The sequence below is a fragment of the Bradyrhizobium sp. USDA3010 genome (assembly GCF_056429065.1).
Genome location: NZ_JBWJZD010000003.1, coordinates 149,092 through 163,680, shown reverse-complemented (window position 1 = coordinate 163,680; position 14,589 = coordinate 149,092). Strand labels below are relative to the sequence as shown.

Here is a 14,589-nt window from a genome sequence, read left to right as displayed (position 1 = left end):
CTCAGCGCAGCTTGAGGGTGGAGAGGCCGGCAAGCGCCAGCATCACCGAGATGATCCAGAACCGGATCACGATCTGCGGCTCGGTCCAGCCCTTCTGCTCGAAATGATGGTGCAGCGGCGCCATCCGGAACACGCGTTTTCCCGTGAGCTTGAACGAGGTGACCTGCACGATGACCGAGACCGCCTCCAGCACGAACAGGCCGCCGATCACCGCGAGCACGATCTCGTGCTTCACCGCAACCGCGGTGGCCCCCAACATGCCGCCGAGCGCGAGCGAGCCGGTGTCGCCCATGAAGATCGAGGCCGGCGGCGCGTTGAACCAGAGGAAGCCGAGGCCTGCGCCCAACACCGCGCCGCATAGCACCGCCAGTTCGCCGGTGCCGGCGACGTAATTGATCTGCAGGTAGTCCGAGAACACCGCATTGCCGGTCAGATACGAGATCATGCCGAAGCTCGCGGCCGCGATCATGACCGGCACGATGGCAAGACCGTCGAGGCCGTCGGTGAGGTTCACCGCATTGCCGGCGCCGACCATCACGAAGGCGCCGAAGATCACGAAGAACCAGCCGAAATTGATCACGAGGTCCTTGAAGAACGGAATCACGAGCGAGGTCGACGACACGTCGCGCCCGAGCCGGACCAGCGCGTAGGTGGCCGCGAGCCCGATCGCCGCCTCGATCAGGAGCCTGAGCTTGCCGGCGAAGCCGCTGTGCGACTGCTTTGTGACCTTCAGATAATCGTCATAGAAGCCGACGAAGCCGAAGCCGAGCGTGACCGCCAGCACGATCCAGACATAGGGATTGAGCGGGTTGGCCCAGAGCAGCGTCGAGACCACGAGCCCGGACAGGATCATCAGCCCGCCCATGGTGGGCGTGCCCTTCTTGGAGATCAGGTGTGACTGCGGACCATCGGTCCGGATCGGCTGCCCCTTGCCCTGCCGCAGCCGCAGATGATCGATGATCCAGGGCCCGAACAGGAACACGAACAGCGCGCCGGTCACCATCGCGCCGCCGGTGCGGAAGGTGATGTAGCGGAACACGTTCAGAGCGCTGCGGAATGCCCCAAACCCCGGAACGGTGTTGGACAGTTCGATCAACCAGTAGAACATTCAAAAAGTCCTATACCGCTTCTTCGTGCGCGGCCTTGTCAGGGAAGCGTTTTTCCAGCGCGCTGACAATGAGCTTCATCTTCGATCCCAGCGAGCCCTTCACCATGATCACGTCACCGGCACGGACCGCGGCGACCGCCTGCGCTTCGAGCGCCGCCGAACTCTCGGCATAGCCTCCCCGCTTGCCTGTGGAAAGGGCATCCCACAGATTCCGCATCAGCGGACCACAACAATATACGAGGTCGATGCGGTTGGCGGTCACGGCCTCGTTGAGGCCGCGGTGCAGGTCTGGTCCGGTCGGCCCGAGCTCGAGCATGTCGCCGAGCACGGCGATGCGGCGGCCATGCGGTCCGGTCGGGGCCTGGCCGAGCACGTTGAGCGCGGCGCCCATCGAGGCCGGGTTGGCGTTGTAGCTCTCGTCGATCAGCGTCGCCTCGCCATGGCCGACCTCGAGCGTGCGGCGAAGACCGCGGCCGGTCGGTGCCTCGAGCTGCGACAGCGACAGCGCCGCGCGCGCGATATCGGCGCCGAGCAGCGAGGCGCCCGCGAGCACCGCGAGCGAGTTCATCGCCATGTGCCGGCCCGGCATGCCGATCTTGTAGGTAATGTCATGGTCCAGGATATCGGCGTGCACCGCCGAGCAGGTCGCGTGCAGCGAGAGGTCGATCAGCCGCGCCTCGGCGCGCTTGTCGGTGCCGAACGAGACGATGCGCGAAATGCCGGCCTTCTTCGCCTGCTTCTGCAGCTGCGCGAATTGCCCGTTGTCGCGGTTGAGCACGACCGCGCCATTGGGCTCCAGCCCTGCGAAGATCTCCGCCTTGGCGTCGGCGATCGCCTCGATGCCGGCGAAGAATTCCAGATGCACCGGCTCGATCGTGGTGATGACGGCGACGTGCGGCCGCACCATCTTGACCAGCGGCGTGATCTCGCCGGCATGGTTCATGCCGATCTCGAACACCGCAAAGCGCGCGCTCGCCGGGCAGCGCGCCAGCGACAGCGGCACGCCCCAGTGATTGTTGAAGGATGCGACCGAGGCATGGGTCTTGCCCTGCGCCGACAGCACGCGGCGCAGCGCCTCTTTCGTCGAGGTCTTGCCGACCGAACCTGTCACCGCGATGATCTGCGCGGTAAGCCGCGCACGCGAGGCGTGGGCGAGCTCGACGAGGCCGGCGAGCACGTCGTCGACGACGAGCAGCGGCGCGTCGGCCGGAAATTTGTCGCGTTGCGCTGTTTCGACCACAGCGAGCCCGGCGCCGGCCTTCAGCGCCGCCTCGACGAAGGCATGGCCGTCATGGACGTCGCCCTTGATGGCGAAATACGCATCGCCCGGCGCAATGGTGCGGCTGTCGATCGAGAGACCGGTTACCCCGTCCGGCAGCGTACCTTGCGTGGCGGCACGCATCGCTTGCACCATCGCATCCGAGGTCCACAACATCGTGCTCATGCGCCCTCCTCGGCCAATGCATTTGCAACCGCTTCATGATCGCTGAACGGCAGCGTCGTATTGCCGACGATCTGTCCGACCTCGTGGCCCTTGCCGGCCACGACCAGCGCATCGCCAGGCTCGAGGCCGGCGATCCCGGCGCGGATCGCGGCGGCGCGGTCGCCGATCTCGCGCGCGCCCTTCGCCGTCGCCATGATCGCGGCGCGGATCGCCTCGGGCTTCTCGCTGCGTGGATTGTCGTCGGTGACAATGATCTGATCGGCATTCTCGGCGGCGATCGCGCCCATGATCGGACGCTTGCCGGCATCGCGGTCGCCGCCGGCGCCGAAGATCACGACCAGCCTGCGCTTTGCGTAGGGCCGCAGCGCCTGCAGCGCCTTGGCGAGCGCATCGGGCTTGTGGGCGTAGTCGACGAAGATCGGCGCGCCATTGTGCTCGCCGACCAATTCCAGCCGGCCCTTGGCGCCTTCGAGATGCTCGAGCGCGCCGAACACGTCATCGGCGGCGCTGCCGGTGCCGATCGCGAGCCCAGCCGCGACCAGCGCATTCTCGATCTGGAATTCGCCGACCAGCGGCAGCCGGATCGCGTGCTTGCGGCCGCGGTGCTCGATCGCGAGCTGCTGGGCAAAGCCTTCGATCGCGGCATCGGTGAGCTTGATGCCCTCGCCGGCATCGGCATTGCGGCCGACCGTGACGATGCGCAGGCCGCGCGCCCGTGCTGCATCGATCACCTCTCGCGAGCAGTCGTGATCGGCCGAGATCACGGCAGCGCCGCCGGCCGCGACGAGATCGCGGAACAGCCGGAGCTTTGCGTTCAGGTAATGCGCGACATCGGGATGATAATCCATGTGGTCGCGCGACAGGTTGGTGAAGCCACCGGCGGCGATGCGTACGCCGTCGAGCCGATACTGGTCGAGGCCGTGCGAGGAGGCCTCGAAGGCGAGATGGGTGACGCCGTCGCTCGCGATCTCGTCGAGCTGGCGATGCAGCGCGATCGGATCGGGCGTGGTCAGCGAGCCGTAGACGGTGCGCTTGTCCGAGACGAGACCGATGGTGCCGATGCTCGCCGAGGAGTGACCGAGCCGCTGCCAGATCTGGCGCGTGAACGCCGCGACCGAGGTCTTGCCGCTGGTGCCGGTCACCGCCGCGATCGTCGCGGGCTGACGCGGATAGAACGTGGCGGCGGCGAGCGCCAGCGCACGGCGCGGATTGGGCGTGATGACAAACGGAACGCGTCCGTGACCTTGCGGCAGATGGTCGCTGGCGACCGCGGCCGCGCCCGCGGCAATTGCCGCATCGACGAAGCGTGCGCCGTCGGTCCTGCTGCCGGCCAGCGCGAAGAACAGGTCGCCCGGCTTCACCGCACGGCTGTCGACCGCAAGCCCTCCGACAACGATCGCGTCGGCACTCGGATCGATCGTGGCATCGGCGCTGAAGAGGTCGCGAAGTCTCATGATCTTCCAGTCTGGCCGGCGCCGTTCTGGCGCCGCGTGATGATACGCCTTACTGGGTTGTTCTGGATGCCGCAAGAATAAGGCGGTCGGACGGCGGCAGGTCGAATCGCGGTTCAACGCCCAAAAGCGGCGCAATTCGGGCGATCACGTTGCCGCCGGTCGGCACCGCATTCCAGCCCGAGGTGATGAAACCGTAGGTCTCCTTCAGGGGCTGCGGCTCGTCGAGCATGATCAGGAGCTGATATTTCGGATTGTCGGCGGGCAGGATCGCGGTGAAGGCGTTCAGCACGCGCTTCTTGGCGTAGCGGCCGTTGATGACCTTCTCCGCGGTGCCGGTCTTGCCGCCGATATAGTAGCCCTTGACGTCGGCCTTCTTCGCGGTGCCGATCTCGGCGTTGAGCCGCATCAAATAGCGCATCTTGTCCGAGGTCTCGGGCTTGATGACGCGCTTGGCCAGCGCCATCGCCTCCTGCTCGGTGCGCTTCAGGAAGGTCGGCGGGATCAGATAGCCGCCATTGACGAGCGCGTCGATGCCCATCACCGCCTGCAGCGGCGCCACCGCGATGCCGTGACCGAACGAGATGGTGACGGTGTTCAATTCGCCCCACTTCTTCGGGACGATCGGCGAGGCGCTCTCCGGCAATTCGGTGCGCAGCCGCTCGAGCTGCCCCATCTTGCGCAGGAAGGCCTTGTGCGCGTCGACGCCCATCGCCAGCGCAATGCGCCCGGCGCCGATGTTGGAGGAATAATAGAACACCTCCTTCATGTTGATCATGCGGCCCAGGTTGTGATCGTCATGGATCGCGAACTTGCCGTAGTGCAGCGGGCCGCGCGCATCCCACATCGAGTTGAGGTCGAACCTGCCGCTATCCAGCGCCATCGCCAGCGTGAACGCCTTGAAGGTCGAGCCCATCTCGTAGACGCCGGTGGTCAGGCGGTTGATGCGATCAGGATCGTGCGCTTCCTTCGGATTGTTCGGATCGAAATCCGGCAGCGACACCATCGCCACGATCTCGCCGGTGCGCACGTTGGAGACGAGGCCGGAGGCGGCCTTGGCCTTGAACTTCTCCTTCGCCTTGATCAGCTCGTCGCGCAGCGCGTGCTCGACGCGCAGATCGACCGACAATTCCACCGGCTTCTGCAGCCGGTCGGTGGCGAAGCCCGCGCGATGCAGATCGGCCAGACCGTTATTGTCCAACCACTTCTCCATGCCGGCGATGCCCTGGTTGTCGATGTTGACGAGGCCGATCAGGTGGGCGACCTCGTTGCCGGTCGGATAGACGCGCTTGTTCTCGCGCAGGAAGCCGACGCCGGGAAGGCCGAGGCGATGGATGTCGAGCTGCTGCTTCGGCGTGATCTCGCGCTTCAGCCAGACGAAGCCCTTGCGCGACGACAGACGGTCGCGCACTTCGCTGGTGTCGAGGTCGGGCAAGGCCGCGGTCAAGAGCTCGATCGCCTCGTCCTTGTCGATCAGGCGGCGCGGCTCGGCGAACAGGCTCGGCGCCTTGACGTCGGTGGCGAGAATTTCGCCGTTGCGGTCGGTGATGTCGGGCCGGGCGGTTGCGATCGCGTCCTGCGAGGCGGTGCGCCGCGCGCCATGGCTGTCGGCGCCGACGGCGAACAGCACCAGCCGTCCGGCCAGCACGCAATAGACCGCGGCAAAGGCGAGGATCGCAAGACCGACGCGCGCGCGCGCCTTCGCGGCGCGGTCGACATTGCTTCCGTACAGCAGCGTGCGGATCAGCCGCGTGCGCCAGGGTTCAGCGGATTTTGCGGCCGGCTTGCTGGCGGGTGCCGGATCGGTCATGGCAGGTCCCGTCATTGCTGATCTCCCCCGCCCTGCTCGGAATCTTCTGCGGGCGCGGACTGGTCGGCGGCCGGCTGGTCGGTCGCCGGCTTCTCGATCGATCCGGTCGCGCTGTCGGGCGCGGCGGCGGCCTCGATGGTGTCGATCATCGCGCCGATCGGATCTCGCGAACCGGGCCGCGTGAAGCTCGGCGGCCGCTCCGGCAGATTCTTCAGGGAATCGTACTGGTTGGCGTTGACCGGCTTCAGCGGCAGATGGCGTTCGGCAAGCCCCTGCAGCCGCAGCGGCGCGTCGAGCTTGGCCCATTCGGCGCGCAAGGTGGCAATCGCATTGCGCTGCTCGCGGATCTCGGCGTTGAGCTGCAGCACGCGTTCGACGCGCGCGGTCGATTCCATCTTGATGCGGTAGACGTAGGATGCCGCGAAGATCAGCATGCCGATGACGAGGAGATGGAGGAGGCGCATCGTCAGCCTCCCCGCTTCAGGTCTGACAGCCGCGGCCACGATGGCAGGTCGTCGTCCGCATGCGCCGGCGCCGCAGTGCGCTCGGCCGCGCGCAGCTTGGCCGATCGCGCGCGCGGATTGGCTGCTATCTCCGCCTCGCCTGGTGTCACCGGGCGCTTGGTCAGGATATGAAAGCTCGGCGCGGATTGCGCCACTTCAGGCCGATGCCGCGAGCCGCCGGAAACCTTGCCGCGCTCGCTCAGGAAATTCTTGACGATGCGGTCTTCCAGCGAATGGAACGAGACCACGGCAAGTCGCCCGCCCGGCTTCAGCACCCGCTCGGCCGCAGCGAGCGCGCGATGCAGCTCATCGAGCTCTTCATTGACGAAGATGCGCAGCGCCTGGAAGGTCCGCGTCGCCGGATGAATCTCGTTCGGCTTGGCGCGCACGACTTTCCCGACGATGTCGGCGAGCGCCTCGGTCGTGGTGATCGGTGCGTCCTTGCGCGCGGCGACGATGGCGCGGGCGACGCCGCGCGAGTGTCGCTCCTCGCCGAAGATATAGATGATGTCGGCGAGTTGCTTCTCGGACGCGGTTGCGACCACATCGGCCGCGGTCGGGCCGCTCTGCGCCATCCGCATGTCGAGCGGACCGCCCAAGCGGAACGAGAAGCCACGCTCGGCCTGGTCGAGCTGCATCGAGGAAACGCCGACATCCATTACGACGCCGTCGACCTGGTCCACTCCCTGCGCGGCGCAGACCTCGGCGAGATCAGAGAAACGGTCTTCGACCAGCGTCAGCCGGCCGCCGGCGCCATCGACCAGGTCGAAGCCGCCGGTTATCGCGGTGCGATCGCGGTCGATGCCGATGACACGCGTATCGGCGACGTCGAGGATCATCCGGCTGTAGCCGCCTGCGCCGAAGGTCGCGTCGACATAGACGCCGCCGGCCTGCGGCTCGAGATAGGCGACCGCCTCGCGACCCAGCACGGAAATGTGACGGGGAGCACGCTCGCTCATATGCCGCCCCCGGGCAGGGCCGCGAAACTGGCATGCAAGCTGGCTGCGCGCCGACTCATAGCGTCTCGAATCCTCGCGCTGGCTGTTCCGGCAAAAAGGCCGCTGCGTGATCCCAGCGCCAACTCCCGTCCTCGGCCGCAAATCCTGATATCCGACCGGAATTGGGAGGGTTTCCATGGGATTTCGCGCAACAGCGGACCTTGGCCGTCCCCCGAAACCGGTTCGGCACTTCACCTCTCAGTAACGGCACTTAACGTTAAGAAAACGTTGATGATCGGTTAGCGGAATTGCGCGACTTTGACCCGCATTCGAATGATACCCTCGGCCCCCGCTCGCGCTATTTTGCGCGGCGCATCATGCCGAGCTTGGAACCGGCAGGGCCGATTGCGCGGCCCACACGGTAAAGGAATAGTAAACGCCTATTTGTTTATCCATATGTCAAAATGCCTTCTCCTGGTTCGGATTTTGAGTGATTCGTATGGCTTCTGGTTCGTCCTCGTCCGGCAACGCTGATTCGAAGCGTCAGCGCGTCCTTCCTGTTCCGAAGGGCGTGGCCGACGTGGAGACGTTCACGCCGGATTCCTCGATCGCCTCCGACGTGATCCCGTCGGTGAATTTCGGCGATCGCGCCAACAACCGGCAGCCCGACATGATCGTGCTGCACTACACCGGCATGCCCGATGTCGAGGGCGCGATCACCCAGCTCTGCACCGCCGGCACCGAGGTCTCGGCGCATTACATCGTGCTCGAGGACGGCCGCATCGTGCAATGCGTGCCGGAGAGCAAGCGCGCCTGGCACGCCGGCGTCTCCGCCTGGGCCGGCGAGGACGACATCAATTCCTGCTCGATCGGCGTCGAGATCGTCAATCGCGGCCACGATTGGGGCTATCCCGACTTCCCGCTGCGGCAGATCGCGGCCGTCATCGCGCTGTGCCGCGGCATCATGCTTCGCCGCAAGGTGGTCTCGCATCGCGTGCTCGGCCATTCCGACGTGGCGCCTGGGCGCAAGAAGGATCCCGGCGAGAAGTTCCCCTGGCACTCGCTGGCCAATTCCGGCGTCGGGCATTGGGTGCAACCGGCGCCGATCGTCCGCGGCGACGCGCTGCAGCTCGGTGCGATCAGCGACAGCGTCTCCAACATGCAGGCCGCGTTCCGGCGCTACGGCTACAACATCCCGACCAACGGCAAGTTCGACGGCCCGACCATGGAGGTCGTCACCGCCTTCCAGCGTCACTTCCGCCCCGAGCGCGTCGATGGAATCGCCGACCTCTCCACCATGGCGACGCTGCACGCGCTGCTCGAGAGCCTGCCGCCGGATGCTGCGAAGCCGGCGGTGGCGTAGGCAGTCCGCCGATGCAAGACTGGATTCAAACCGCCGTGTGGTGGCACGTCTATCCGCTCGGCTTCGTCGGCGCCGAGCGCGACGCGCGGGCGGACGGCAGCGTCGCGCAGCGCCTGGACCGCTTGACGGCCTGGCTCGATTATGCGGTCGAGCTTGGCGCCTCCGGCATCCTGCTGGGGCCGATCTTCGCGTCCTCCACTCACGGCTACGACACCGTCGATCACTTCCGCATCGACCCGCGGCTCGGAGACGATGCGGATTTCGATGCCTTCATAGCCGCAGCCGACCGACGCGGCCTGCGGGTCGTCCTCGACGGCGTGTTCAATCATGTCGGCCGCAGCTTCCCGGCCTTCGAACGCGCGCTTCGGGGTGGACCGGCATCGCCGGACGCCCGCTGGTTCCGCTTCGCGTGGCCAGCAGATGGCCGCACGGATGAACTGCCGGGCTACGCCACCTTTGAGGGCCATAGCCATCTGGTCACGCTGAACCATGATGAACCCGTGGTGATCGACCACGTGACAAGGGTGATGAACCATTGGCTCTCTCGCGGCATCGACGGATGGCGCCTCGATGCGGCCTACGCGGTGCCACGCACGTTTTGGAGACAGGTACTGCAAGACGTGCGATCCAAGCATCCTGCCGCCTACATCTTCGGCGAGGTGATCCACGGCGACTATGCGACATTCGTGCACGAGACGGGCATCGATGCGGTCACGCAATACGAGCTTTGGAAGGCGATCTGGAGTTCGCTGAACGACCGCAATCTTTTTGAACTGTCCTGGGCCTTGAAGCGCCACGACGCGATGCTCGATCATTTCGTGCCGCAGACGTTCATCGGAAACCACGATGTCACGCGCATCGCTACACAGCTCCACGACGAGCGACATCTCGCCCATGCACTCGTCATCCTGCTGACCTCAGGCGGCACGCCCTCGATCTACTCCGGTGACGAGCAGGCGTTCCGCGGCGTCAAGGAGCACCGGGCGGGTGGCGATGACGCCATTCGTCCGCCGTTTCCCGCGACGCCGTCCGACCTGGCACCATACGGCTGGCGTACCTATCGCCTGCATCAGGCGCTGATCGGATTGAGGCGACATCATCGCTGGCTTCATCGCGCGCGAAGCCGCATTCTCGGGGTCCAAAACACCAACCTCTTGCTCGAGCTGTCGCACGCCGAGAGACGGCTCTGGGTCGTGCTGAATTTGGCAGACGAGCCCATCATGCGAGTGCTCGATGCAAGGGCTCATTGTATCGCTGGCGACGGCGTCGCATCACAAAGAGGACGCGGGACCGAGATCACCGTCCCGGGGCATGGCTGGAGCGTTGTGGAGCCCGATTTGTGCTGATGCTGCGGCGGCAAGATCACCCCATCGCCGCGAGCCGCCGCGCATGGAGCCGACACTGCGGCTCGCGCGACGTCGCGGCGGTGGCGGCAAGATCGGCCTGCTGCGCGTTGCTTTTCCGGCCAAGTGCATGCGTAAAAATGGAACTTTTCGCCATATGCCGGCTTCTTAGTTGGGGCGGTCTGAGTGGAGATTCGTCCATGTTCAAAGCACTCATCAGCGGAGCTGTCGCCATCGGCCTCATCGCGGCTCCAGTTGCCGCAGGTGCGATGTCGACCCAGGACAAGTCCATGTCGACCCATCACAAGACCCACAAGGTCCATCATGCGCAGAAGAAGATGATGGCGCCCGGCACCACGACCGGCATGTCGAGTGGAACGACGACCGGGCAATCGACCGGCGCCAAGGCCAAGACAGGGTACTGAGCACGTTCGACGCCGCGCAGCGCGCTGACGATCGTTGACGTGAACGGCGCACCCTCACGGACCACGCACGAGATGAGGCGATGTCAGCCCATCTCGGCGATCCGGCGTGCGTAGAGCCGTCGCAGCGGCTCAAGCTGCGTCGCCGCGGTGGCGGCAAGATAGGCCTGCCGCGCTTCGTCCTTGCGGCCGAGGCGGCGCAGCAGATCGGCGCGCACCGCGGGCAGCTGGTCGTATCCCCTCAGGCTGCCGCGCGCGTCCAGCGCGTCGATCAGATCGAGCGCACGCGCCGGGCCGTCGACCATCGACACCGCGGCGGCATGATTGAGCTCGATCACCGGTGACGGGTTGATGCGGAGCAGCACCTCATAGAGACCGGCGATCTGCGGCCAGTCGGTATCCTTGTAGCTCGGCGCTCGCGCATGCAGCGCGGCGATCGCGGCCTGCACCGCGTAGGATTGCGGCCGGCCGGGCATCTGCAGTGCCTCCTCGACCAGCCTCACACCTTCGGCGATCTGCTGAAAATCCCACAACGAACGGTCCTGCTCCTCGAGCAGCACGATGTCGCCGCCTGCGGTCTGGCGGCCGGCGCGGCGCGCATCGTGCAGCAGCATCAATGCCAGCAGGCCCTTGATCTCGCCGCGCGCCGGAATCAGCCGATCGAGCAGCCGCGCCAGCCGGATCGCCTCGCGCGCAAGATCGGGCCGCATCAGGTCCTCGCCGGCGGTCGCGGCATAGCCCTCGGTGAAGACGAGATAGATCACGGCAAGCACGCCCGTGAGGCGCGGCTCCAGCGCCTCGCGCTCCGGCACCTCATAGGGAATGCCGGCGAGCTTGATCTTCTGCTTGGCCCGCAACAGCCGCTGCGCCATCGCGTCCTCGCTCGCCAGGAAGGCGCGCGCGACCTGCGCCGTGGTCAGGCCGCACACCGTGCGCAAGGTCAGCGCAACCTGGACCTCGGCGGCAAAGGACGGATGGCAGCAGGTGAAGATCAGCCTCAGCATGTCGTCGTCGAGCGTCGCATCGGCCGGCTCGGCCGACGCCTCCGCATCCAGCAACAAGTGATGCGTCAATTCCTGCTGCTTGCCGCGGAACGAAACCGCGCGGCGGACGCGGTCGATCGCCTTGTTGCGGCCGACATTGACCAGCCAGGCGCGCGGATTGGCGGGGAATTCGCCGATCGGCCAGCGTTGCAGCGCGACCGCGAAGGCATCCTGCAGGGAATCCTCGGCGAGATCGAAATCGCCGACGAGACGGATCAGCGTTGCGAGCGCCCGGCCCGCCTCGTCGCGGAAGATTTTCTCGATCTGGCTGGGGGTCATGGCCATCAATCGTCGTTCAGCGGCCGCGCCAGGTGACGCGGCCGCTGCATTCATGTTGCGACAACGGCGTCATCACGGGTTGTCGTAGATCATCACCGGCCTGACCTCGATCGAGCCGGTCTTGGCGCCGGGAATCCGCGCCGCAAGGCCGAGCGCGGTGTCGAGATCCTTGGCCTCGACCAGATAGTAGCCGCCGAGCTGCTCGCGGGTTTCCGCGAACGGCCCATCGGTCGTCAGCGTCTTGCCGTCACGAACCCGCACGGTGGTGGCCGTCGACACCGGCTGCAGCCCGTCGCCGGCCTTGAAGTGCCCGCTCTGGATGATGGACTGGGTGTAGGCGCCGTACTCCGCCGTCAGGGCCTTGCGGTCCTCAGCGGTCATGTGGGCGTATTGCGCGTCGCTCCGGTAGATCAGCAGCAAATATTGCATCTCGTCTCTCCTCTTGATCGGCTGGATCGCCGACACCCAGTCGAACCGGCGGCAGGTCAAACGACATCTTCAGGATAAATTATTTTGGCCGCCCTGGCCGCCGTTATCCGCTTGACGGATCGGGCGGAAACGCCCATGCCGTGCGGGTCAGTCGGCCGGACGGCCGCTCCCGCTGGTGCCGAAAGGCCGCGGGGGAGGAAAGTCCGGGCTCCATCGACATGCGGTGCCGGATAACGTCCGGCGGGGGCGACCCCAGGGAAAGTGCCACAGAGAACGAACCGCTCCCTCCTCGGAGGAAGCAAGGGTGAAAAGGTGCGGTAAGAGCGCACCGCGTTTCCGGCAACGGAGACGGCATGGCAAACCACACCGGGAGCAAAACCGAATAGGGACGGCAACGCGGTTAGTTCGCGCACGCGCGATAACACCGCAGGGCGATGTCAGGCCCGCTGTCCGGGTAGGTTGCTCGAGGCAAGGTGCAAACCTTGCCCCAGAGGAATGGCCGTCGCGTACCATTCGCGAGAATGGTGCCCTACAGAACCCGGCTTACAGGCCGGCTGATATTTTTGGAGTATGAGGGGCTCGGCGCAACACGCCGGGCCCTTCGCCATTTTTGGCCGCCGCGCGTGCATCCCATTTGCTAGAATGCCCCCGCGGAGGATCGCAGATGGACCTTCAGAAGATCATGGCGAAGGCGCGAGATATCGCCAGGACCACCGGCACGATCACGACCGAACAGCTCAACGGCCTGTGCCCGAACAGCATGGAGCCCGACGATATCGCAGCGCTATTCGCGGCTCTGCGGACCGAGGGCATTCAACTCAAGGATAGCGACTCAGAAAAGTAGAAGCCGTCGACTTCGGACACTAGGCCACGATCTCCTGCAGCAGCGCCATCAGCGCCTCGGGCGCCGTGACGTTCGGCGAGTGGCTGGCGTCGATCTCGAAATAGCGCCAGCCGGCTTCATTCTTGATGCGCCTGGCGAACTGGCCGAACGTATCGGCTTGGGTGGTGCGCGTGGCGTAGATGTAGCTGCGCGGCAAATTCGTCTCGCCATATTGCAGCTTCAGCTTCTGCTCGAAGCATTTGATCGGCATGTCGACGCGGCGCGCGGTGAGCCATTCGACATCTGCGGGAGACGTATCCGGCGGCGTCGGCATCGGCGGGATGCGCCAGCCGTCGCCGTCGCTCGCGAGCTCGCGCATGGTCTCGATGGCTGGCGCGTTGAGGTCGAATAGGGACTGGCCGTCGCGCGGCACGAAGGCGTCGATATAGATCAGCTGCGAGATGCGCTCGCGCACCCGATCGGCGACGCCGGTCGCGACCATGCCGCCATAGGAATGGCCGACCAGCACGATGTCGTGCAGATCTTCGTAGGAGATGACGCCGAGCACGTCCTGGATATGCGCCTCGAGGTCGAGCCCTTGATGCGCAAGGTGCGCGCGCTCGCCGAGCCCGGTGTAGCTCGGCGTGACGAGCCGGTGCCCGCCGGCCTGCATCAGGGGATGCATTTTCTTCCACGCCCATCCGGCCGACCAGGCGCCGTGACAGACCAGAAAGGTTTTGGACGAACGCGCAGTCGACACACTCGCAGTCATGGGATGCTTCCACTTCGATTATCGTTGATGAGCCGCGATTTTGAAGTGTACCCGCCACCCGCGTCGTGTAAACGTCGCGGCAATGAACAAAACACCGAGACGAGGATGAACCCGGCAAGCTACGCGGTCCTGTTCTTCGGCGCGCTTGCCGGCGGTTTCGTTTCCGGTCTTGCCGGCTTCGGCACCGCGCTGATGGCGCTCGGCATCTGGCTCTATGTGCTGCCGCCGACGCTTGCGGTGCCGCTGGTGCTGGTCTGCTCGGTGATCGCACAGGTGTCGACGCTGCCGTCGATCTGGAAGAGCATCGATTTCCGCCTGGTTTGGCCGTTCGTCATCGCGGGCCTCGCCGGCGTGCCGATCGGCATTCTGCTGATCGCCCGCGCCGACCCCGAGGTCTTCAAGCTGACGATCGGCGTCTTCCTGCTGGTGTTCCCGACCCTGCTGTTCCTGCAGCGCAAGCCGATGTCGATCGCCTTCGGCGGCAAATGGGCCGACGGCGCGATCGGATTTGCCGGCGGCATCCTCGGCGGCCTCGCCGGATTGTCCGGTCCGCTTCCGATCCTGTGGGCGAGCCTGCGCGGCTGGGGCAAGCAGCAGCGGCGCGGCGTGTTTCAGATCTTCAACTTCACGATCCTGGCGGCCGCGCTTCTGGTCCAGATCGCGAGCGGCCTGGTGAAGCCCGAACTGATCTGGCTCGTGGCTTGCGCGTTTCCGGGGACGCTGCTCGGCGCCTGGCTCGGCGCCCGGCTGTATCACGCACTCAGCGACCGCAATTTTTCCGACGTCGTGCTGGTGCTGCTGCTCCTGTCCGGCGTGGCGCTGGTGTGGAACGGGCTGGCGCCGAAATAGCCGACAGCGCGC

General features: G+C 65.8%; 15 protein-coding genes and 1 other RNA gene. 6 read left to right on the top strand and 10 right to left on the bottom strand.

Annotation, left to right across the window (positions count from 1 at the left end):
* Window position 1: 1 nt before the first annotated feature.
* From mraY to rsmH, 6 genes are read right to left on the bottom strand one after another with little or no spacing between them, the layout of a single operon-like run.
* Entirely contained in the window at window positions 2-1,108 is a 1,107-nt protein-coding gene (mraY, locus tag AC066Y_RS06300) for a phospho-N-acetylmuramoyl-pentapeptide-transferase (RefSeq protein ID WP_016846578.1), read from the bottom strand.
* 10 nt (window positions 1,109-1,118) lie between these two features.
* Window positions 1,119-2,552: a UDP-N-acetylmuramoylalanyl-D-glutamyl-2,6-diaminopimelate--D-alanyl-D-alanine ligase gene (locus AC066Y_RS06295; protein WP_478273115.1), complete on the bottom strand. Its 1,434-nt coding sequence runs from the start codon at window positions 2,550-2,552 to the stop codon at window positions 1,119-1,121.
* Window positions 2,549-4,006, bottom strand: a complete 1,458-nt coding sequence (locus AC066Y_RS06290; RefSeq protein ID WP_478273114.1) for a UDP-N-acetylmuramoyl-L-alanyl-D-glutamate--2,6-diaminopimelate ligase — start codon at window positions 4,004-4,006, stop codon at window positions 2,549-2,551. Before AC066Y_RS06290 ends, AC066Y_RS06295 begins: the two co-directional genes overlap by 4 nt.
* A gap of 49 nt (window positions 4,007-4,055) precedes the next feature.
* Window positions 4,056-5,828: a peptidoglycan D,D-transpeptidase FtsI family protein gene (locus tag AC066Y_RS06285; protein WP_478273113.1), complete on the bottom strand. Its 1,773-nt coding sequence runs from the start codon at window positions 5,826-5,828 to the stop codon at window positions 4,056-4,058.
* Entirely contained in the window at window positions 5,825-6,277 is a 453-nt protein-coding gene (ftsL, locus tag AC066Y_RS06280) for a cell division protein FtsL (RefSeq protein ID WP_478273112.1), read from the bottom strand. Before ftsL ends, AC066Y_RS06285 begins: the two co-directional genes overlap by 4 nt.
* A gap of 2 nt (window positions 6,278-6,279) precedes the next feature.
* Entirely contained in the window at window positions 6,280-7,275 is a 996-nt protein-coding gene (gene rsmH, locus AC066Y_RS06275; protein ID WP_478273111.1) for a 16S rRNA (cytosine(1402)-N(4))-methyltransferase RsmH, read from the bottom strand.
* Window positions 7,276-7,753: 478 nt separating this feature from the next.
* Between rsmH and AC066Y_RS06270 the strand changes: the two genes are divergently transcribed.
* Window positions 7,754-8,617: an N-acetylmuramoyl-L-alanine amidase gene (locus AC066Y_RS06270; protein ID WP_478273110.1), complete on the top strand. Its 864-nt coding sequence runs from the start codon at window positions 7,754-7,756 to the stop codon at window positions 8,615-8,617.
* Between the two features lie 11 nt (window positions 8,618-8,628).
* Entirely contained in the window at window positions 8,629-9,963 is a 1,335-nt protein-coding gene (locus AC066Y_RS06265; protein ID WP_478273109.1) for an alpha-amylase family protein, read from the top strand.
* 16 nt (window positions 9,964-9,979) lie between these two features.
* On the opposite strand, the gene AC066Y_RS06260 is transcribed toward AC066Y_RS06265, so the two are convergent.
* The gene (locus AC066Y_RS06260; RefSeq protein ID WP_478273108.1) at window positions 9,980-10,117 is read right to left on the bottom strand and encodes a hypothetical protein; all 138 of its coding nucleotides are present in this window, start codon (window positions 10,115-10,117) and stop codon (window positions 9,980-9,982) included.
* Window positions 10,118-10,160: 43 nt separating this feature from the next.
* On the opposite strand from AC066Y_RS06260, the gene AC066Y_RS06255 reads away from it, so the two are divergent.
* Window positions 10,161-10,385 (top strand): hypothetical protein, encoded by a 225-nt coding sequence (locus AC066Y_RS06255; protein WP_092115929.1) that lies wholly within the window; start codon window positions 10,161-10,163, stop codon window positions 10,383-10,385.
* Window positions 10,386-10,468: 83 nt separating this feature from the next.
* On the opposite strand, the gene AC066Y_RS06250 is transcribed toward AC066Y_RS06255, so the two are convergent.
* On the bottom strand, window positions 10,469-11,704 hold the full coding sequence (locus tag AC066Y_RS06250; protein ID WP_478273378.1) for an RNA polymerase sigma factor: 1,236 nt from the start codon (window positions 11,702-11,704) through the stop codon (window positions 10,469-10,471).
* A gap of 72 nt (window positions 11,705-11,776) precedes the next feature.
* Window positions 11,777-12,133 (bottom strand): YciI family protein, encoded by a 357-nt coding sequence (locus tag AC066Y_RS06245; RefSeq protein ID WP_478273107.1) that lies wholly within the window; start codon window positions 12,131-12,133, stop codon window positions 11,777-11,779.
* Between the two features lie 147 nt (window positions 12,134-12,280).
* Between AC066Y_RS06245 and rnpB the strand changes: the two genes are divergently transcribed.
* Both rnpB and AC066Y_RS06235 read left to right on the top strand, forming a co-directional pair.
* An RNA gene (gene rnpB / locus AC066Y_RS06240) (RNase P RNA component class A) lies at window positions 12,281-12,695 on the top strand.
* Between the two features lie 102 nt (window positions 12,696-12,797).
* The gene (locus tag AC066Y_RS06235) at window positions 12,798-12,977 is read left to right on the top strand and encodes a hypothetical protein (protein WP_176529816.1); all 180 of its coding nucleotides are present in this window, start codon (window positions 12,798-12,800) and stop codon (window positions 12,975-12,977) included.
* 19 nt (window positions 12,978-12,996) lie between these two features.
* On the opposite strand, the gene AC066Y_RS06230 is transcribed toward AC066Y_RS06235, so the two are convergent.
* Window positions 12,997-13,728 carry an alpha/beta fold hydrolase gene (locus tag AC066Y_RS06230; protein WP_478273106.1) on the bottom strand — a complete coding sequence of 244 codons (732 nt, stop codon included), beginning with the start codon at window positions 13,726-13,728 and terminating at the stop codon, window positions 12,997-12,999.
* Between the two features lie 105 nt (window positions 13,729-13,833).
* Between AC066Y_RS06230 and AC066Y_RS06225 the strand changes: the two genes are divergently transcribed.
* Window positions 13,834-14,577 (top strand): sulfite exporter TauE/SafE family protein, encoded by a 744-nt coding sequence (locus AC066Y_RS06225; protein WP_478273105.1) that lies wholly within the window; start codon window positions 13,834-13,836, stop codon window positions 14,575-14,577.
* Window positions 14,578-14,589: the final 12 nt, after the last annotated feature.